The organism is Methanoculleus frigidifontis (assembly GCF_030464345.1).
GTDB lineage: Archaea > Halobacteriota > Methanomicrobia > Methanomicrobiales > Methanoculleaceae > Methanoculleus_A > Methanoculleus_A frigidifontis.
The window spans coordinates 211,385-229,393 of the sequence record NZ_VCYH01000005.1 but is presented as its reverse complement, the minus strand read 5'-3'; the positions used below and the strand labels follow the sequence as shown (position 1 = coordinate 229,393).

Here is an 18,009-nt window from a genome sequence, read left to right as displayed (position 1 = left end):
TCATACGGTTTCGTTCGCCTCCAGATCGTATCCGGGGACGAGGAGGTACTGAAGGTTGCTCCCGGTGCCGGTATTGCTGGCGGGCTGGTCTGTAAAAGCCGGGACACTTTCCCCAAAAGCGGCGGAATCGATTTCCCACCGGTCTTCATTTGACGATCGTATACTTGCAGGCCGGAACGAGCGATTGCACAGACAGTTGCGAACGCCATGCCTGCCGAGATGGCCTCTGCGATCGCCGGGACGCTCTGCATGTGAATGTGACCCCGACAAAATCTTTATACTATATAGCAACTTATGGCTAGTTATGGCAACGTCGATCCAACTCCAACCGGAGACCAAGTCCCGCCTGGATGCCTTGAAAATGCATCCCCGGGAGAGCTATGACGAGACGCTCAACCGCATTATGGACGCATTAATCGATCCGGAGCCGTTGAGCGAAGAGACGCTGCAGCGGATCGAAGAAAGCATCGCAGACATGCGGGCTGGTCGGGGTCGCCCCTTTGAAGAATATGTTCAAGAACGGGGCCTCTGATGATCTGGCGGCTCATCCTCATGCCGGCTGCCGAGCGGGATCTCAATAAAATCCCGGACCCTGATGCCAAACGAATTAAGGAAGAACTCTATGCTCTGGCAGATGAGCCGTATCCCCTATTTCACGTTAAGAAGCTGAAAGGACACCAGAACAGTCCACTACACTCTCTTCGTGTGGGACAGTACCGGATCATTCTTGCGATCGAGGGTAATGTGATGGTTATCACCGTGATCGAGATTGGAAATCGGAGCACAAGCTATCGGAAATATTGATCTGTGTCGCAAAATGTTCACTGCTCTTGCCTATCGAAGTCTCCCCGCACCGTCGCATGTGGGCTGACGTATCATTCCGTTACGAGAAGTACGCCGAAGTCGACTCTCCCAGGAGCTCTCCCGCTATCTCCTGAAGCACGGCAAGGTTAACGGTGTCTACGAAAAGAGCAGATCGCGTATGGGGTCCGCCGGACCGTCTCCTCGATGCTTCAACGCGGCGTTCCTCACCGGCAGGTCGTGGCAGAGGCCTCCCAGCTCTACGGCATCCCGGAAGAGTGCGTGGAAGAAGTCGTGGCCGCGGTGCCGGCGCACGTATACCAAACAACCTTCATCTCCTCCGAAATCCCACGTAAGGTATCAACAGAGAAATCTGAAAGGGGTTTTGGGAGCAGTATGCAGCACCACGAAAACATCGTCCTCATCGGCATGCCCGGTGCGGGGAAGAGCACCGTGGGCGTCGTCCTTGCAAAAACCCTCGGCATGCAGTTCATCGATACGGATATCCTGATACAGGAACGGACCGGGAGGATGCTCCAAGCGATCCTCGACGAGGATGGGCCTGCTGCGTTCAAGCGGATCGAGGAAGAGACGATCCTCTCCCTTCACCCCCACCGTACAGTGATCGCGACGGGCGGCAGCGTGATCTGCAGCGCCGATGCGATGGCACACCTGACGTCGGCAGGGGTGGTCGTATATCTGAGAGTCTCGTACGAGGAGATGGAAAAGAGGCTCAAGAACATCACGACCCGGGGGATAGTCCTCCTTCCCGGCCAGAGCCTCCGCGGGATGTACGACCGGCGGGCCCCGCTCTACGAGCAGTATGCCGATCTCACCATCGCGTGTTCGGATGAGGATTTCGAGGCCGTGGTCCGGAACGTGATCGCGGCGTTGTGAAGGAGTCCGGATGGGGTCCGGGCCCCGGCGATCCGGCGGACGGGGGCGCCGCTCCACTCGCGCTCCATTCCAGAAGGGATATCTGGAGAGATATCGCACGTAACAACAATGCATATCGAGTATCCTGCTATCGGAGTCTGCGGGCTCTCCTGTCGGCTTTGCCCCATGTACAATACCGAAGCAGAGAGCAGATGTTCGGGATGCAAGAGTGCAAACAGAATGGCTGTCGGTTGCCCGTTCATCACCTGTGCCGTGAAGAGAAAGGGAATCGAGTTCTGCCGGGACTGCGAAGAGAGCGATACGTGCGAGAAGTGGAAGAAGCACCGGGACGCGGGTAGAACGCACGACTCTTTCAAATGTTATCAGACACTCGAGGAGGATATCTCGTTTATAGCCCGGCACGGGACATCCGCATTTCAGAAGATCCAGAAGCAGCGGGAGTTTTTCCTTGGGGAGATGTTGAGAGACTTCAACGAAGGCCGTTCAAAGAGCTATTACTGTATTGCCGCAACGGTTCTGAAACTCGAAGACCTTGAGGAGGCACTCTCCCGGGCACGAGAAGAATCCGGGGGGCTCGATATCAAAGCAAAGTCGAAGATCCTTCATCGGATTCTTGACGACGTCGCTTCACGGAAAGACTATCACTTGAAATTGAGGAAATAAGCACGGTGGCGATCTTCCCGCTTCATGCCACAGGGAGGATCAATCCCCCGTCAACGTATCGTTCCGCCATGAAAAAGGGATCCACGCCGATTCCAATGAAGAACTCTCCCGGTACATCCTCAAGTACGCCCATATCAACGGCGTCTATGAAGAGGAGCAGATCGCGTATGAGGTCTGGTGGACGAAGGGAGATCGGTAGGCATCCCCGATTCACCGCAGCGCCTCAAACAGTGCCTCCGCAGCGTGCGCCTCGGATTCTCTGCCCAGGTCACGATATGCCCGGATAAGCAGCGGATAGATCTCCTCCGGGGGCAGCAGCGTTTTTTTCAGCATCTTTTCGCAGAGTCCGACGACCCGTTTGGGATAGCCCGCCGACATGAGAGCACGTGCCGGGATCATCAGAGCGAGACCTTCGGGAAGTCCTGATGCCTTTGCTCGCTCGATCAGCGCCATTCCTCCCTTTACATCCTTCTTTTTCAGGCGATCCAGCGCATTCAGCAGATGCAATCCCGCAGGTACCTTTTCTGCGGCAAAGACCTCTCTGAGTGCGGAGACGTCGTCCATCCGGTCCAGGGCGAGCGCCATCTCGAACAGGTCGGGGTAACGCGTCAGCATGCGCCTTTCTTTCATCCGGCCGAGCAGAAACAGGAAAACTGCCTCCTTGTCCGACGAATCGAGTGCGTTCAGTGTCAGTTCATCAAACGCATCGCCATCCTGCTTCAGGAACGGGTACCTCTCGGCAATTGCCAGCGCCTCATTGTATCTGCACCCGGACGTCAACACCTCAAACAAGCATTCAATGAGGCAGCGATCGTCCGGATGAGCAGCGAGGAGGGCTGAGAGCAATTCCCGGGCGGTCTCCACGGGCAGCTCCGTGCTTATCAGATCAAGCATCTCAATGATCGGTTCATCGTCTCCTCCGGAATGTCTCCGCACTGTGGAGAGTATTTCATCGACCGGCTGCACAGGGTCAAATGACCAGTGTGCAATTTCGCTCAATACGATTGCCTTTTTGCCTGACAGACGTATGCGTTCGATATCTTCATCGATCTTTTCAAAGAGCGCGTCATCGGATACCGGATCGTACCGTAAAAATATCTTTTCCGCGACTTCGATGCTCCCGTCGGAGATTGCTTTCACTACCGGTAATGCCGGGAGGCACCTGATGATACCCCCTCTTTTGATCTGTACATGTACCTGGAATTGAACATTCTCGAGATAGGTCCGGAGATTGTGGACCAGAGCAAATGTTTCCGCTTCCCGGTTTTCGTGGATCCGGTACGAGAAGAGGTACTCCAGCCCTTCGATCTGCTCCCTGAACGGGAGGTCGCCAAGCAGCGTGTACGTGTCGGGAGATCGGATGAGTTCTTCCACGGAGAAAGGCTCTTTGAGGTCGTATTCTTCAACCAGCCTGCGCCATGTGCCGGCGAATGCTTCTTCATCGTTCAGGCGGGCAGACGCAAGCAGGGCACAGAGCTGCCCCAGTGACGACCCTCCTCCTTTCCGCCGGATGATCTCCAAGAGAAGATCTTTTGCCTTTTCCTCCTCGCCGGAAAGCATCAGCTGCCGTGCCATGCGAAGCGTGGCGATCGAACTCTCCGTGATTACGACATAACTCATAAGGGCGGCGATGGCTTCGTCCCGCTCCCCGATGGCATCATTCAGGGCTTCGAGTGCAAGAACGGCATCGCGGCTGTCAGGGTACTCCTCCAGCAGATCCCAGATATCCGTAATGATCCAGGTAATCACGGATTCCGGGAGATGATCTTCGATCAGATCGAATCCCATTGAGAAGTATTCAATAGTATACAGGTCACTGAAGCAGGAAGACATCCATTACGTGGTGGGGGGGCGAGGTGATAATTCCTATGATACGCTGGAGACAGATTCCGCTGAAACCACGCAAGGGTACATAGTCGGGACCTCTTCAGCGGCTTTTCCGGTGAAGAACCGCACACGTGTTGCAGGGGTGCGGAACCGCGACAGGAAGCCTTTTCCCGGGGACGGGATACATAGTCAATGAGAAATGGGTTTCCGCACGACCGGGGGTGCGCCGGCATCCGGTCCGGCTGCGGGGTCGTCTCAGGGAGCGCGATGGTATATGCCGGGAAAAAAGAAAAAAGCATTCGAGAACGTATACCAGTTCAAGATTACTCTTCGGGATATCCGCCCTCCCATCTGGAGGAGGATTCAGGTGCCGGAGACGTACAGTTTCTGGGACTTTCATGTCGCGGTTCAGGACGCGATGGGATGGACCGACAGCCACCTGCACGGATTCCAGATGAAAGACCCGAAAAGCCATGTCGAGGTGGATATCGGGTTCCCGAACGAATTTTCTTCCGAGCAGCATCTCGGGTGGAAGACCGCAATAGCCGCTTATTTCTCATTGAAAAACCCGCGGGCGACATATACCTACGATTTCGGCGACAACTGGGAGCATATGATCATCCTCGAGAAGATCCTCCAGAAAGAGCCCGGCGCCGAGTATCCCCGGTGCATCAAGGGAAAGCGGGCGTGCCCTCCCGAGGATATCGGGGGCGTGTGGGGGTACGAGGAGTACCTGGAGAAGCTTAACAATCCCGATATCCGGGATGAAGAGGATGAGTACTATGATTTCGATTTCGATCCCGAGCACTTCGACTGCGCGGAGATTGCTTTTGACGATCCCGAAAAGAGGCTGAAAAATGCCCGGATTCTCGAATGCTTTTGATAAATGCGGGATCATCCTTTACAAACAATCTCTTTCCGGATACATCGACGGTACGGCCGACACTCTGCTTCCGTCCTCTCTCCGGGGGTAGCACCCGGTTCGTCGTAGTTCGGCAGCTCGCCGCCATCCCGCCGGAACCCCCTCAAAACCTGCCTCCAAACGCTTTCGCTTTTCACCTCCCGGCAAGCCCGCCCGGGTGTACACTTTTGACCGCCATTGACACTGCCAAGCAGACGATCTTTGATACGCTTAGAACAGTTCTACTATCACTGATGGTAGAATGAGGAAGATTGGAACAGCGAAAATCGGAAAAATAACTCCCAAACCGAATATTACCCATCCTGTTGTCCGTTTACCCCTTTCGTGCGGTGATGTTGTCGGAGAATCTGTCTCGATTTACGAAACGTGCATCCAAGGTCAGAAGGCATTTGTTGTGGTCACAGGCGAGGTTCTACAACCGGAAATACGGTGCCATGTGGCAGCATTTGAAAAACGAATCAAAATAATAGAGGATGAGATCTCCCTATTTAAGAGACTCATATGCCCGGATTTGGAACAGCCGCATTCAAAAAATCGGGCTGGTTTCCCAAATCAGGGTTTATATTGCGATGGGCTCGCTGAGATTCGAACTCAGGATCTTCGCCGTGTGAAGGCGACGTCATTCCTTGCCCCGATTTAGAAAAGGACAGCGCAAATCGTTTAGAAGAATTTTCAAGAACCTCGCGCACCCATAGAGAGGTTAACCCTAATGAGTTAACTAATCCGGCAGGTGAACCTTCGAGTTTCAAGACATTCAATGAGTTCTATGAGTCCCATAGAGAAGGATTCGTTACGTGGTTGGAACGTCGTGTTAAGGCCGGTGACCTCTCAGATAGAACCAGGAAGGACTACATCGCAGCCGTTGACAAGTACCTCGTAAAGGATGCAGAGGACGATATCACCAAGCCCCTTGATTTCAGGGACATGGACGGCGATAAGCAGACGAGAGGCATCAAGAACTTCTTTAACTATCTCGAGGATATCGAGGTTGAAAACCCGTTAGGGTACTCCCTCGAGAAATGGAGAAAGAACGTCAAGATCCGGAAGTCCGGAGTCGTGGAGATATACCCCTCGAATGAGGAGATTATCGAGGCTTACAACGCCTGCCCGCAGGAGTACAAGACCTTCTTCAAGGCTCTCGTTTATACCGGTAACCGGTTCTCTCAGTTGTACGCCGCCCTTCAGAGCTTCGACCCGCAGGAGATCACAATCAATGGAGGAGTGGCGCACATCCCATCAGCCGCCCTTTCCCACGGCACGAAGAGATCTTACCGCCTCTTCTTCCCGGCAGCCTTCATCCCTGAACTCTCGAAGGTCTCCCTTCAGTCAGAGGACTACATCAAAAGAGGGATTATGCACGGCCGGGTATCGGCAAAGACGATCCGGAAGTGGAGCCTGAACTTCCTTGTCGAGAACGATGTTTCGGAATCAATAGCCGACTTCATGCAGGGCCGAGCCCCGGTGACGGTAGGATCGGCGCACTACCTGAACAAGATCAAGCAGTCCGTAACCGCATATCAGAAAGTGGTCGATCTCTTCCCAATCCCCCCGAAGGCCGGAGGGAAGATCCCCCTTCCCGGAGGATGGACCGCAGAACCCCAGCCACAACCGAAGCCTACCCCCGCACCGGTTGAGAAACCGAAAACCAAACCGAAAGGGAGCAAAGGCAACCTGATCGCCGGGAAGAACAAGAAGGATATGGATTACCAGGCACTTGATCGCATGTTGCGAGCCGGAAAGCCCCATGCTCAGATTATCAAGGAATTACCCGGAGCGAATAAAACGAAGATAGCGGCGTACATCAAGGAACGCCCGGAGTTAAAGAGGAAATAACCCCTTTTCCGGGAAAATCGGCCGGAAACCGGCCCTGCGGATTGTGTTAGATAGCCGATCTCCCTGCAGGCCGTATCAGAGTACCTTTGAAAAAGGGGAATTAGGTGGGTGTCCCGTTGAACCACAGTTCGTACTGCAGGGAGAGCGAACCGCCCGCCGAGACCGTGACCGGCGTGAAGGTATCCCGCGTGATGAGGAAGAAGACACCATCATTCAGAACGTCACCCATTTTCACCCCGGTCTCAGCGCAGACAGTCTCACTCTGGAAAGCGAAAGTTGCGGAGAAGAGGACCTTCACGATATCTCCGGAAACTATCACATCGGGAATGTTGGGGATGACCTCTGCAACGTACTGTTCGAGCTGATAGTTGCTGATACTCGGTGCTCCCTGCCCACTCCCGACCTGCACCCGGGCCGTGTTCGCCCAGGGGAGGACATTGTAGCCGTAGTGACCGGAGGAAACGGTATTTCGCACCGTTCCATTGATATCGAAGTATTCAAAGACCGTTGGATCGGTATACTGGAAGGCGACCTTAAACATCTGAGCGATGAGAACACCCCATCCCCACAGGAAAAGGTCATTCTCTTTACATTCCTCGTGGATGAGGTTTCCATCGGCATCGTGAGCCTTGATTTTAAGCAATATGGTGCTGTGCATGGTTCTCGCCTCCTTACGTCGGTACTCCGTTGAACCACATCTCAAACTGCACCGTGATCGTGCCGCCTGCCGAAACGGTCACAGCCTCAAAGGTATCCCGGGTGAGGAATATTGCTGTTCCGCCGATAACGCAAGGGTTGTTCATCTTTATGCCTACCTCCGAAACGATGGTTTCCACTTCAAAAGAGGCCGTTCCGGTGAAGATTATCTTGATGATGTTGCCGTCAGTCACCAGGGCGGGAAGGTTAGGCACCACCTCTTTCAGTTGGTTGCCAAGTTTGTAGTCAAGCACACTGGGAGCTTGGGAAGAACCACCAAGAACAATACGCCCGGTGTTCAGCCAATAGGATTGGCCAGCGCACCAATACAGGGTGTCAGGTACCTTATACACCGTGCCGTCAGGCAAGTTGTAGAAGTAGTCCTTAACCCCGGTATAGTTGAAGCCGTATTTCAGCAATCCGGCAATAACATAGCCCCAATTCCGAAGGAATAGGTCTCCGTTTTTGCACTTCTCATCGATGATATTGCCCTCAGCATCCCGGACGGTAACAGTAAGGGCAATACCCGATCCTGCGCCCGGAGGCGCGTTCTCTGTAATTTCAGACTGATTCATCGTAATCTCCTTAAATGGATTGAACATCAACGCCCGTGACCCCGGTGCCCGACCCACTCTGTATCGTAGTTGGCGTAACTACGGTGATGCGGGTTGCAGCGCCGGCATCAACGGTATGGGGCGTGATGATTGCGATCCGAAGTCCCGCCCCGTTTCCTTCGACAAAAGAAGGGTTTTCCTGAACTTGTGGTTTCACGTACGGCGAGAAGGTTCCCTCCATGATCATGACCCGCATCCCTGCACCGCTTTTGTATGCAGGTGGCGGGGAAGCCGTGACTTTCGTGCCAGCCCCACCGGTTCCGATCCCCATCGGGAACCCGTAGATCCGCCGCCGCTCAGTAACCGCGATCAGGCCCTGAGGAGGGGTGAGGCTTTCCGGCACTCACCGCACCTCCTGCAGCCGCACGAACTTTACCGTGATCTCCGTATACTCCGAGTCATCGAACGAGAGCGCATAATTCAGCGTATCGCCCGGGTTCATCGGAACATCGAAGACATACCCGCACTCCGCGCTGAGGTCCTGAGCCGAGTTGAGGTACGCGGCCTGCCCGTTGATGAAGTAGACGAGCTTCGCAGCAGTTCCCAGGCAGATGTGGATACGGGCCGTCGTCGCCCCGTCGAGCGAGAGGTTGTTCTTCAGGATCGGCTTGAGCTTCCCGATCATGAAGTTGTCCCACTGCTGCAGGTACTGATCGGCCTTGATCTCCTGCGTAAACTGCGACTTGTAGATCAGCCCGAGGATCTTCACGCCGTCGCTTGCCGACTCGATCAGCCGCAGCAGCCCTTTCTTCACCTCGAGCATCTCCCCGCAGAGCATCTTAGCGAGGCAGGATAGTTCCATACCTCACCGCCTCCGGAGGAACAGGTACAGGCCAGCAAGGACCACGACGGCAACCACGGCGTACGGGAGGTACTGCCGAAGGCCTCCGAGGGCATCCCCGCTCTTCGTCTCGTCGCCGGCACCCAGGAGATCCGCACAGGTAGGACAGCTCACCGCTCATTCCTCCTGCAGGGTCTTTCCGATCTTCTGGTGCATCGGACACATCCGGGTCTCGAAGAGCACGGTTGTGATCTTCTGGTACAGGGAGAAGAGGATCAGGTACTGGCCGCCGATGGCCACTAAGAGCGCTACTGTCTCATACGTCACATCCTCACCCCTTTTTCATCGCAAGCAGCTTCCCGAGCACGAAGACCCCGGCGATCAGCAGCACCAGGAAGAGCACAACACCGGAGCTCTTCTTCACCGCATCCGTGGCATCCGAGAACCCGAGACCTTCCTTAATCCCGGTCCCGGCCGCATACGCTCCGAGACCGACACCCGCACCGACGCCGGCCGGGATACCGAAGTACTTCCCGAACCGGCCGATAGCCGTCTGCACCCCGGGAGCGTCACCGACACGCCGGACCGCATCGACGCCGGCAGCACCGGCTTTCTGGAACGTCTCGGAAGTTGCCTTCAGCGTCCCGCTTACCTCTCCGGTCTTCGCCATCTGTGCAACCCGGAGAAGAGGGTTGTAGAGGCTCATGCACCCACAACCCCCTTGACCGTCCGGACTGCCGACTTCCCCGCCTGCGTCCGGGTGGCGACATAGTAGCCACCGCCACCGACGACAAGACAGCACCCGAGCAGGAGCGGCAGCGCAAGCCCCCGCTCGTTTGCCGCTGCGAAGAGATCACCGACGACCGGCAGCCCTTCCAGGAAGCCGCCGACATCCTGCGCGAAGTACTCAGCCGGAGCGAAGTACTCCCCGCCCGGATACTCCGGAGGGACATAGCCATCTGGCAGATACTCCGAGGGGAGACCGGACGGATCGGTGTACGGATAGTCCCCGCCGTCATACCACGGACCGCCCGGGTACTCCGATGAGCCGCCGGAGTACGGCAGAGTGCCTCCGAGTCCCGCGAAGGGGTCATATGCACTGTACGGATCGGTATAGGGGACTTCTCCCCCGCCGCCTACGGCCGGAGACTCGAGCGCACCGAGCGCCTGCAGGCCCATGTAACCGACGCCGGCACCGGCCACCGCATAGAGCGCACTCTTTCCCAGGCTCCCGGACTTCGGGACATTCGGCATCTTGACCTCAAGGGTCTGCGCTCCTTTCATTTCCGAGCCGATCTTTGCTTCAGATGCGAGCTTCGCATCTTTTGCATACCTCGCCGCGTCAAGGGCTTTTGCTTCGGCCGCAGCCTGAGCAGCCTTTGCTTCCGAAGCCGCTTTTGCAGCCGCCCTCATCTCCGCGGCCGTCTTCGCCTGAGCAGAGGCCTTCGCCGCTGCAGCAGCTTTGGCAGATGCCGCAGCCCTTGCCGCGGCCGCTACCTGAGAGGCCTTGATAGCGGCGGCCTGCCGTGCTGCAGCCGCGGCTCTCGCTGCAGCTGCTGCCTTTGCGGATGCAGCGGTCTTCGCCGCACTCGCAATCGAACTTAATTTAAACAATTCTGTACCTCCTTTTGTCGCTTTCAGCCCTAGTTTTCCTCCTTTAATCGCCGCTCTCCCGACACCATACCCGATACCGCCGGTAACGACGCCGAGCGCAATTGTGCCGGCATCCACCGCCGCCCACAGGTAATCATCCCCGGTCAGCTCTCCTCCCCGGCCCGTCGCCATCTTGTTGGTGACGTTCACGAGATCCAGAGGAAGGAGCACATCGACCGCCGCCGTGCTGCCGAACTGAGCAGCACCGAAGACCTTCTCCGCGTTGTTCTCTCCCGCAATGACCCGGGTGATCCCGTCCTCGTAGTTCTTGTCCCGGGCATCGATCACCGTGTCAGCAAGACCCGAAACGCTCTGTGCCGTCCCGTTGCTCTGCCGGAGATCGATCTTCGGGAGCGGAGGAAGTTTCACCCCGCTGAGATCCGGGAGCTTCGGGACTGTTCCCTGCTGCACCGCACCGACCGAAGACGCACCCAGGCCGGCGATTGCAGACAGCCCGGGAACCTGCGAGAGGTCCGGGAACTCCGGAGCGTTTCCGCTCGTCACCCAGCCGAGAGTGGACGCACCCGCGCCGGCAACTGCAGCAGGAAGAGCAAACGCAGCCTTCGGCAAATCCGGAAGCTTCGGCAGCTCGACCTTTGGCAAAGCTACGGTGGGAATAGTCACCTTCGGAATGCTGACAGTCGGGAGAGAGACCTTCGGCAGCTCCACTTTCGGGATGCTCACCACCGGGAGCGATACCTTCGGGATGCTCGAGACCGTCCGGCCGGCACCGGCCGCCGCCTCCGCTGCAGCTTCGGCCGCCCATCGCGCCCGCTGCGCCTGCTCCTCCATGAACTTCTGCGCCGCCTTCGTCCCGGCCTGCATCCCTGCAGGGAGGGAGATCGCCGGCAGCGACGGAAGAGAGACCTTCGGGAGCGATACCACAGGAAGGGAGATCTTCGGAAGCGTGACCTTCGGAAGTGAAGGGAGCGTTATCTTCGGAAGAGAGGGAAGGGAGATGCTCGGGAGGGCTATTTTCGGTAGAGATATGGAGGGTAGGTTAATGCCGAAGAGTCCCATCCCATATCAACCCCTCAAGCCTCAGAAGCCGGGCGTTCCCTCGATCAGCGCCCGCTCTGCCGCCTCGAACGCCCGGGCGTTCACGACATGCTCACAGGAGATGTACCGGAGCGTTCCGGCGTTGGCCGTCTTCACGGCAAGCTGGTAGTCGCCCTTCGTCCACCGCCAGCCGCGGAGCCCGTAGCCGTCGCTCGCAACCTCCATCGCATAGTTGAAGATCGCACAGCCGACCGGAGGAGCACCCTCGACAACGTGCTTGTATCCGAGGATGCCGCGGAGCGTCGGGTAATCGACGTTCAGCAGCTCCCGCCGATCCGGAGAGGTGACGATGAGTCCGACGTTGCCAGGATCGGCATTGCCGTACACCCCGGAAGCGTCCGTGAAGGTCATCACCCCGCGCCGGTGCAGGGTGCCGGTCGGGAGGTCGATGATACCGGTCAGCTCGGTATTGGCCGTGATCCCGGTAGAGAGAGCGTAGACCTTCGGCTCTGCAGCAGCCTCGAGGCCGGCACCGTACTTCACCACGAACTCTTCCGGCGTGTAGACGTTCTCCGAGACGCTCACGGTGATGGTGGCCGCGGAAACGGTGACGCCGGTTGCCAGGGTCGTGTTGAAGACCGCTTTGAGCTCGAGAGAGTCCTTCGTGACGGCCAGGATATCGCCCTCGTTCAGGACCAGGATGTACGTCTTCGTCGCGGATGCACTGTCATCGATGCTCACGGTATCCTTGGCGACCGGAGCACTGCCGAAGAGCCCGTCGAAGGCGTTGAGGATAGCGATATCCTTCCCGTTCAGCGCATAGTGAACGGTCGAACCGTCCGAGATCACCCGGACCTCCTGCAGGGCGGCGAGAACGTCCAGCCCGGTAGCGGAGTACGCTCCCCCGCTCGCGTTGGCGATGGTGAGCGAGACCTTCATGATGATAGCGTCCAGGACGGCATCTTTCGGAAGGTTGATGCTCGTTTTGTTCAGCGAAAGAGTATCGCTGAGCGTCCGAATCTTACTGTACACGGTGTATTCCTCCTCACTTCTTCAGGAACGACATGACGATGGTCACAACGAACACACCGATGATGAGCGGCAGACCGTACTCCATGAACTTGTCGCCGGCCGCCTTTACTCCCGTTTCAATGTCAATCATGCTTTTTGCACCTCGTTTTACTTCTTCTCCTCACCGAAGACGGCGGTCGAAGCACGGACATGGACGACGTACGCCCACGCAACCCAGGGAGTAGCGAAGGCGATAAGCCCGGCAACCACTCCAACAGCGATTGTAGTGTCCATGCCGGTTATTCCGGTGCGAGCGGTCAAAAAGAGGTAGTAACAACCCCGGAATGGGGTATGCTCTGCTCTATATCGCAGATTATAACGGGATACTTATGTCAACTTGCAGTAGTGTAATACGGATGATCCAAACTACTTTACAGGAAAGCATCTAGCAGTCTCATTTCCGCATTCTTCACATTTAAGCAATAATTCTACACTGCCGTCAACATGCAAATTTTTTTGGAGTACAGCAAACTTCCTAAACTCTCCCAGTGATGAGCATTTATTACACACATCAAACAGGACGTCCATAGAAACCCCTTCTATTCCACCATATTTATACTTACGTATTTTTACAACTCGGGAGATAAAAGAGATCGAAGAGTTAGCTTAATCTTTACTTTTGGAACGATACTTCTGTATAAGAATCTCGATGGTAGCGCTGTATGAGAGCTGTTTTCCTTCGCTCTCATTGAGTTCTTCTCGAAGGTTATCCAACCGCTGCAGCACCCGGTTTGATACCGCAACCCGCCACCAGCCTTTCGGGTTTCTCCCGGCCACAGTCACCGCCCCCCGGACCGGAAGACATACCGCCGGCCGTCAGCGTCGAACACCCAGACCTCACCGCCCGGAGGTATTCGCCGGATGTTGTAGGGTCTCCCCCGGATTCTCCGGAGTGCCGCTGCAGCCGTGAGGAACCGCCGGGAAGTAATATTCTTCACCTGTATCCGGCGGGTCTCCCGCCCCTTCGTCGCAGTGATATCCGCCCAGCCGTGCGGGTGCTCCGGAGCGGTCGAGACGGTATACCCCTCGACCCGTAACATCCGCATCACCGCCGTTTCTCCGGCATCGCCCCGGCCCTTGTTCCGGCCGTAGTTCTTCCGTCCCTTTGGTGTCTTCTGTGCCTTTGTCGCCGCCATCGTTCACCCGTAATGCTTGGTCTTCCGCTGTACCGTCTCTTTCGGCAGAATCCGGTACTCCGCGGTCGAATGGTCGAACTCGAGGACATCATACCGGTTCAGCTCCCGGTTAATCCGGGTGAAGTCCGGTATCAGTTGCTCGACGTACCGGATATCCTGCGGGATGAGGAACTTCATGAGGTAGGTGTAGTAGCACTGCGACCACAGGAGCTTCGGGAAGTCCTGAATACGCTGTGTCACGAACCATAGGGAGATCCCCCGGCCGCGGCCTTCCCGGGCGACGAGCTCGAGAATGGGTGAGGGTGCATACGAGTTTTTGTTGTAGTTGTGCGCCTCCTCGACCAGGAGCACCGTGCTCTTCCCAGCCGTATACACCGCATCGATGAGCTGCGAGTACTGCTCGATCAGGTCTTCCGTACGGGTGCGGATCGTCGGGACGCAGAGAAGGTGATCAAACTCCACCAGCCGCTTAAAGTCGTACTCCACTCCCGGCCGGATCTGCAGCCGCTTGACACCCTTGAGACCGATCAGCCCGATATGGTTCTGTGTCTTCGTATCCAGGATGATAAACGGGCGCTTCTGCTCGTAGAGCTTCTCGCAGAGGTAGCCGACGAAGTGAGATTTGCCGGCACCGGTGGGAGCGGCGATCAGCCGGTGGACGTTTGCCGATATGTCCGGCCCTTCGTCGGTCATAGCCCCGGAATCCTCCCGGCCTGCAGCCTCCCCGCCCATACGGGAGCCTCTGCCCCTTGCTTCGGGGTGTCGATATCCTGAGCGGGGATGTACTCCCCCCGCTTCTCCCTCCTCTGTACCGGCCATTCCTTCACCTGATATTCCGAGCCGGTGACCGGGTTCTTAATTCTCTTCTCCGGTTTCTCCTCGCTCTCCTCCCGCTCTTCTCCCTCGTTCTCCTCACTTCTCCGCCGCTGCAGCTCCATGAGAGTAGGAGCAAATGCCAGGACAAGCCCGCCGACACCGACAGCCAGGGCGATCCGGGGATCGTCCGGGATGTTCCCGTCCGGGAGGTAATGCCACATGGCCTGATTCATGAACGGCCGGGAGAAGTTCTGATAAACCGCCGTGTTCGGTGCCGGCAGCCCTTCCGACCGGCAGTAGTCGGACCCGGTGTTCACGGCCATATCCAGGATGGTGACCACCGGATGATCGCCCCGGTCGGCCGCTGCAGGCTCTCCGGCCGGCCGGTCTTCCCCGCCGATATCGGCATCCGAGAGGATGATATCGGCCGTGATGTCTTTCCGGTTCAGTTCCTCCGAAGGGGCATCTTCAGACATGCTCGCGCCTCCGGACCTCGAAGAGGATATCGTACTCTTCGATCTGCAGCCGGCCGCCGATCTTCCCCTCCCGGTTGAACTTCTCCCGGAGGCCTGCATCGTTGATGATCTTATCGGCCATGTCTGCGAGTTTCATAGCCGCGTTGATGCCGCCGAACACCTTACCAGCCTCCTACCGGTCTCTGGTAGCGTCTCTGAGGAGTGCGAGCGTTATGCTGTTCCGGACGAAGAGCAGACCAGAGAAACGAGCAGGCCATGACTGCCAGGACGATGAGCGCAGCCAGGACAAGCCAGCCGCCGCCCTTCTCTTCTCCGGCTTTCTCCTCTTTTTCTCCGGTCTTCTCCGGAGTATTCTCCCCTTCTCCCGGGGGAGATCGGGTATTCTCGCCGGGAGCGGCCTCCGCTCCGGGATGTTCGGGCGGGGTTTCGATATCGTCTGCAATATCGGATTTGAGTTTTACACGGTATTTGCCGCAGATCGGGCACTTCCGTTTCTTCTTTACACCGGGGTCTCTGACCTCCCATTCGTTCCCGCAGGCGAGGCAGACCGCGTACTTCTCCGGATTCTCCATGAGGAGAAGTGAGGAGAAAAAGGAGAAAAGAGGGTAGTAATTAGGGGTTAGACCTTTCAATGATTCCGATAGTGCCGACGGCGATCTTCTCCGGGTCAGTCATGAGGAGAAAAAGAGAGGGTGTCAAAGGATAAGTGAGGAGAATTCCCATCGCTAGATTCACATATTATGGGGATCTCCCCGGAAAGCCATAATACAGGGAGGGAAGGGAAAATGGGTATATTTCTATTCGGCAACGGTTATTTTTTCAAAATTCCCGTATTCTAACCAATCATACAGACATGCTAGCTTCCTAAAAAATGAGCGACGTGGACCCACTTCTTCTAATTCATAATACTCGTAGTAGTTATGCAGGTAGTCGTATAAGTCATGAGTCCTTATATCTTCCGGGTTCATTAGGAAAATATAGTACAATATGACGCCTGTATCATATAGTTCAAAGAGTTCTGGGAGACTTAAATGGGCTTCTCGTATATCTTTCCTTTTTTGATCATATCCCCGAATGTCGAAGTATTTTTCATCTGAGGCAATCTTGAGAGCAGTACTTATCACTTTGGGAGGTAGATCCCCGTCAAGTATTCCATCATCAGTAATGAAACCGCCCTCTCGTAGGTATTTAAACAGAGGTATGTATTTGCCTGAACTTTTCGCCAGATTCGGCCAAGTAGATTGAATTATTTCCTTTGGGTCACATTTGAGATCATCAAAAATTAGGTCTCGAATAAGATGTTTTACCTTAATTGAAAGATACCCAACCTTACTTACATTGGTACCTTCTCCACTTACATTAGTACCTTCTCCACTTACATTAGTGCATTCTCCAAAACCCACAACAAAGCGGATATCCCTTAAGTCCTCTTCATTATTGATATCAATACATACGTTTATTTTATCCGTTGGATCATTGGTTTTAACAATTTCATACAACTGTTCTTTAAATACTCTCAATATTTTCGTTGGTATCTTTCGTTCTATTGAACATAATGCTCTAAAGATAGCAGAAAAATCATCGGTCCTAAACACTGTTATTGGTATTGTGTTTCCACCATAAGTAGAATAATCGTTGTAAATCGCATCCCCTTTATTTTCCTCATCCCATTCCACGAAAATTAACTGTTTCTCCATTCGTTTTATATTCTCTTCGCTTAAACATGCGATAACATCATTCAAAATATTTCGAATATTATCATCCTGAAGCGAATAGCCCATAAAGATGACAGGGTGCTCGATGAAAATGGTCAACAGTTTGGCAATTAAGTAGGGATTTTTCTTGGAAAACTTATCATAATCATCTGAAGTTAAAACAATACTATTTGGAGATCTGCACGATCCGTGAATGTTGTAAATCTCCCCAATCATTTGTGGCGTTGAATTGAGTAACTCATCCTGCCCAATAAATGTCACATAATCTTGAAACAGCTCTTCAAGTAAAATATCCCAGTTTGTTGTGATGATTCCATCGACATTTGCTCTTTTCAACAGGTCTAATTCTTTCAATAAAGTCTCATCTTGTTTAATTTCATTAGACCTCTCCAATAGGTATTCAGATATGTCTATTTTCAAGGGTGAACTTTCCTCTGTTAACTCTGGCTCATAAGACTTAATCTTGTGTTCATCAGAATTGTGAAACCAGTACTCGTGATAGTCTTTTGCTAACAGCTTCCCTGCAACAGCTAGATCGCCTTTGGCAGAGGAACGATAGTAACTGAATTGCTTCTGTAACCTATCAGAAAATTTTGTGAGTAAAAGTTCCCAAGATTCTGATCCTATATATCTCTTCGAAAGACCCGAGCCAACGAAAAGGAAAGGAAGTGTCTCAAATTGACTCAAGTGGTCTGATAATCTCTCTTCTATTCCAAGCGCCATCACTCTCTCCCCAAAAAGAAGTACACAATTCTATAACACAAAAGACAGAGAGCCTCCCCCATATTAACCTTATCTTTTTATACCCCTCCCATCCTCCTCTATTCTCAGATTCGGTCTTCACTATAGCTCCATCTCACAATTTCAGCAGTTAGGGATTACGCACTTTCCTCAATACGTATCGAATAGGTACCACTATGCCCACTTTGTTGAACGATTGACCGAATCAGACTATCGAGAGTTTTTCCCTCGTTATTGCTATCGTAATAATAGATCATACCGGTCTGATGGTTATAGTAGATGACAATAGAATTTTTTTCGCCTTTCACAAAGGACCCCCCCGTTCTCATGAAGTTGCATAGCGTACTACAAATAAAATGGTATCTCGA

24 protein-coding genes are annotated in these 18,009 nt (G+C 54.6%); 6 read left to right on the top strand and 18 right to left on the bottom strand.

Annotation, left to right across the window (positions count from 1 at the left end; genetic code table 11):
• Positions 1–304 precede the first annotated feature (304 nt).
• From FGU65_RS09580 to FGU65_RS09565, 4 genes are all read left to right on the top strand, one after another.
• On the top strand, positions 305–532 hold the full coding sequence (locus tag FGU65_RS09580; protein WP_301664232.1) for a DUF7557 family protein: 228 nt from the start codon (positions 305–307) through the stop codon (positions 530–532).
• Complete coding sequence (locus tag FGU65_RS09575; RefSeq protein ID WP_301664231.1) at positions 532–804, top strand: type II toxin-antitoxin system RelE family toxin; 273 nt, start codon at positions 532–534, stop codon at positions 802–804. The genes FGU65_RS09580 and FGU65_RS09575 overlap by 1 nt, the downstream gene beginning before the upstream one ends.
• A gap of 393 nt (positions 805–1,197) precedes the next feature.
• The gene (locus FGU65_RS09570) at positions 1,198–1,698 is read left to right on the top strand and encodes a shikimate kinase (RefSeq protein ID WP_301664230.1); all 501 of its coding nucleotides are present in this window, start codon (positions 1,198–1,200) and stop codon (positions 1,696–1,698) included.
• Positions 1,699–1,806: 108 nt separating this feature from the next.
• On the top strand, positions 1,807–2,361 hold the full coding sequence (locus FGU65_RS09565) for a DUF3795 domain-containing protein (protein WP_301664229.1): 555 nt from the start codon (positions 1,807–1,809) through the stop codon (positions 2,359–2,361).
• 210 nt (positions 2,362–2,571) lie between these two features.
• Here the strand turns inward: FGU65_RS09565 and FGU65_RS09560 are convergent, their stop codons facing one another.
• The gene (locus FGU65_RS09560) at positions 2,572–4,149 is read right to left on the bottom strand and encodes a tetratricopeptide repeat protein (RefSeq protein ID WP_301664228.1); all 1,578 of its coding nucleotides are present in this window, start codon (positions 4,147–4,149) and stop codon (positions 2,572–2,574) included.
• Positions 4,150–4,387: 238 nt separating this feature from the next.
• Here FGU65_RS09560 and FGU65_RS09555 point away from each other — a divergent pair, with 238 nt between their 5' ends.
• Positions 4,388–5,071, top strand: coding sequence for a plasmid pRiA4b ORF-3 family protein (locus tag FGU65_RS09555; protein ID WP_367652374.1), 684 nt, complete (start codon positions 4,388–4,390; stop codon positions 5,069–5,071).
• 536 nt (positions 5,072–5,607) lie between these two features.
• Here FGU65_RS09555 and FGU65_RS09550 read toward each other — a convergent pair.
• Positions 5,608–5,859 (bottom strand): hypothetical protein, encoded by a 252-nt coding sequence (locus FGU65_RS09550; protein WP_301664226.1) that lies wholly within the window; start codon positions 5,857–5,859, stop codon positions 5,608–5,610.
• A gap of 49 nt (positions 5,860–5,908) precedes the next feature.
• Between FGU65_RS09550 and FGU65_RS09545 the strand changes: the two genes are divergently transcribed.
• Positions 5,909–6,943: an integrase gene (locus tag FGU65_RS09545; RefSeq protein ID WP_301664225.1), complete on the top strand. Its 1,035-nt coding sequence runs from the start codon at positions 5,909–5,911 to the stop codon at positions 6,941–6,943.
• A 100-nt stretch (positions 6,944–7,043) separates the two neighbouring features.
• Here FGU65_RS09545 and FGU65_RS09540 read toward each other — a convergent pair whose 3' ends face one another.
• The 16 genes from FGU65_RS09540 to FGU65_RS09465 all read right to left on the bottom strand — a co-directional run bounded on the left by FGU65_RS09540 (position 7,044) and on the right by FGU65_RS09465 (position 17,623).
• Positions 7,044–7,601: a hypothetical protein gene (locus FGU65_RS09540; protein WP_301664224.1), complete on the bottom strand. Its 558-nt coding sequence runs from the start codon at positions 7,599–7,601 to the stop codon at positions 7,044–7,046.
• A gap of 13 nt (positions 7,602–7,614) precedes the next feature.
• Positions 7,615–8,214 (bottom strand): hypothetical protein, encoded by a 600-nt coding sequence (locus tag FGU65_RS09535; RefSeq protein WP_301664223.1) that lies wholly within the window; start codon positions 8,212–8,214, stop codon positions 7,615–7,617.
• 10 nt (positions 8,215–8,224) lie between these two features.
• The gene (locus tag FGU65_RS09530) at positions 8,225–8,596 is read right to left on the bottom strand and encodes a hypothetical protein (protein WP_301664222.1); all 372 of its coding nucleotides are present in this window, start codon (positions 8,594–8,596) and stop codon (positions 8,225–8,227) included.
• Positions 8,597–9,055 carry a hypothetical protein gene (locus FGU65_RS09525; protein WP_301664221.1) on the bottom strand — a complete coding sequence of 153 codons (459 nt, stop codon included), beginning with the start codon at positions 9,053–9,055 and terminating at the stop codon, positions 8,597–8,599.
• Between the two features lie 3 nt (positions 9,056–9,058).
• On the bottom strand, positions 9,059–9,208 hold the full coding sequence (locus tag FGU65_RS09520; protein WP_301664220.1) for a hypothetical protein: 150 nt from the start codon (positions 9,206–9,208) through the stop codon (positions 9,059–9,061).
• Positions 9,209–9,211: 3 nt separating this feature from the next.
• A complete protein-coding gene (locus FGU65_RS09515; RefSeq protein WP_301664219.1) occupies positions 9,212–9,361 on the bottom strand; it encodes a hypothetical protein in 150 nt (49 codons plus the stop codon).
• Positions 9,362–9,365: 4 nt separating this feature from the next.
• Positions 9,366–9,740 (bottom strand): hypothetical protein, encoded by a 375-nt coding sequence (locus FGU65_RS09510; RefSeq protein WP_301664218.1) that lies wholly within the window; start codon positions 9,738–9,740, stop codon positions 9,366–9,368.
• Positions 9,737–11,572, bottom strand: a complete 1,836-nt coding sequence (locus tag FGU65_RS09505; protein WP_301664217.1) for a hypothetical protein — start codon at positions 11,570–11,572, stop codon at positions 9,737–9,739. The genes FGU65_RS09510 and FGU65_RS09505 overlap by 4 nt, the downstream gene beginning before the upstream one ends.
• Positions 11,573–11,728: 156 nt before the next feature.
• The gene (locus FGU65_RS09500) at positions 11,729–12,718 is read right to left on the bottom strand and encodes a hypothetical protein (RefSeq protein ID WP_301664216.1); all 990 of its coding nucleotides are present in this window, start codon (positions 12,716–12,718) and stop codon (positions 11,729–11,731) included.
• 147 nt (positions 12,719–12,865) lie between these two features.
• Entirely contained in the window at positions 12,866–12,991 is a 126-nt protein-coding gene (locus FGU65_RS09495) for a hypothetical protein (RefSeq protein ID WP_301664214.1), read from the bottom strand.
• Positions 12,992–13,536: 545 nt separating this feature from the next.
• Positions 13,537–13,893, bottom strand: a complete 357-nt coding sequence (locus tag FGU65_RS09490) for a hypothetical protein (protein WP_301664213.1) — start codon at positions 13,891–13,893, stop codon at positions 13,537–13,539.
• Positions 13,894–13,896: 3 nt separating this feature from the next.
• Positions 13,897–14,586, bottom strand: a complete 690-nt coding sequence (locus FGU65_RS09485) for a helicase HerA domain-containing protein (protein WP_301664212.1) — start codon at positions 14,584–14,586, stop codon at positions 13,897–13,899.
• Complete coding sequence (locus FGU65_RS09480) at positions 14,583–15,185, bottom strand: hypothetical protein (RefSeq protein WP_301664211.1); 603 nt, start codon at positions 15,183–15,185, stop codon at positions 14,583–14,585. The genes FGU65_RS09485 and FGU65_RS09480 overlap by 4 nt, the downstream gene beginning before the upstream one ends.
• Entirely contained in the window at positions 15,178–15,345 is a 168-nt protein-coding gene (locus FGU65_RS09475) for a hypothetical protein (RefSeq protein ID WP_301664210.1), read from the bottom strand. Before FGU65_RS09475 ends, FGU65_RS09480 begins: the two co-directional genes overlap by 8 nt.
• 1 nt (position 15,346) lies before the next feature.
• Positions 15,347–15,757: a hypothetical protein gene (locus tag FGU65_RS09470; protein WP_301664209.1), complete on the bottom strand. Its 411-nt coding sequence runs from the start codon at positions 15,755–15,757 to the stop codon at positions 15,347–15,349.
• A gap of 225 nt (positions 15,758–15,982) precedes the next feature.
• Positions 15,983–17,623, bottom strand: a complete 1,641-nt coding sequence (locus FGU65_RS09465; RefSeq protein WP_301664207.1) for an SIR2 family protein — start codon at positions 17,621–17,623, stop codon at positions 15,983–15,985.
• Between the last annotated feature and the right edge of the window lie 386 nt (positions 17,624–18,009).

Bases quoted from the DNA above. Each gene is read 5' to 3' on its own strand.
- FGU65_RS09580 (WP_301664232.1), top strand. From the start codon at position 305: ATGGCAACGTCGATCCAACTCCAACCGGAGACCAAGTCCCGCCTGGAT.
- FGU65_RS09575 (WP_301664231.1), top strand. From the start codon at position 532: ATGATCTGGCGGCTCATCCTCATGCCGGCTGCCGAGCGGGATCTCAAT.
- FGU65_RS09570 (WP_301664230.1), top strand. From the start codon at position 1,198: ATGCAGCACCACGAAAACATCGTCCTCATCGGCATGCCCGGTGCGGGG.
- FGU65_RS09565 (WP_301664229.1), top strand. From the start codon at position 1,807: ATGCATATCGAGTATCCTGCTATCGGAGTCTGCGGGCTCTCCTGTCGG.
- FGU65_RS09560 (WP_301664228.1), bottom strand. From the start codon at position 4,149: ATGGGATTCGATCTGATCGAAGATCATCTCCCGGAATCCGTGATTACC.
- FGU65_RS09555 (WP_367652374.1), top strand. From the start codon at position 4,388: ATGGGTTTCCGCACGACCGGGGGTGCGCCGGCATCCGGTCCGGCTGCG.
- FGU65_RS09540 (WP_301664224.1), bottom strand. From the start codon at position 7,601: ATGCACAGCACCATATTGCTTAAAATCAAGGCTCACGATGCCGATGGA.
- FGU65_RS09535 (WP_301664223.1), bottom strand. From the start codon at position 8,214: ATGAATCAGTCTGAAATTACAGAGAACGCGCCTCCGGGCGCAGGATCG.
- FGU65_RS09525 (WP_301664221.1), bottom strand. From the start codon at position 9,055: ATGGAACTATCCTGCCTCGCTAAGATGCTCTGCGGGGAGATGCTCGAG.
- FGU65_RS09510 (WP_301664218.1), bottom strand. From the start codon at position 9,740: ATGAGCCTCTACAACCCTCTTCTCCGGGTTGCACAGATGGCGAAGACC.
- FGU65_RS09495 (WP_301664214.1), bottom strand. From the start codon at position 12,991: ATGGACACTACAATCGCTGTTGGAGTGGTTGCCGGGCTTATCGCCTTC.
- FGU65_RS09490 (WP_301664213.1), bottom strand. From the start codon at position 13,893: ATGGCGGCGACAAAGGCACAGAAGACACCAAAGGGACGGAAGAACTAC.
- FGU65_RS09485 (WP_301664212.1), bottom strand. From the start codon at position 14,586: ATGACCGACGAAGGGCCGGACATATCGGCAAACGTCCACCGGCTGATC.
- FGU65_RS09480 (WP_301664211.1), bottom strand. From the start codon at position 15,185: ATGTCTGAAGATGCCCCTTCGGAGGAACTGAACCGGAAAGACATCACG.
- FGU65_RS09470 (WP_301664209.1), bottom strand. From the start codon at position 15,757: ATGGAGAATCCGGAGAAGTACGCGGTCTGCCTCGCCTGCGGGAACGAA.
- FGU65_RS09465 (WP_301664207.1), bottom strand. From the start codon at position 17,623: ATGGCGCTTGGAATAGAAGAGAGATTATCAGACCACTTGAGTCAATTT.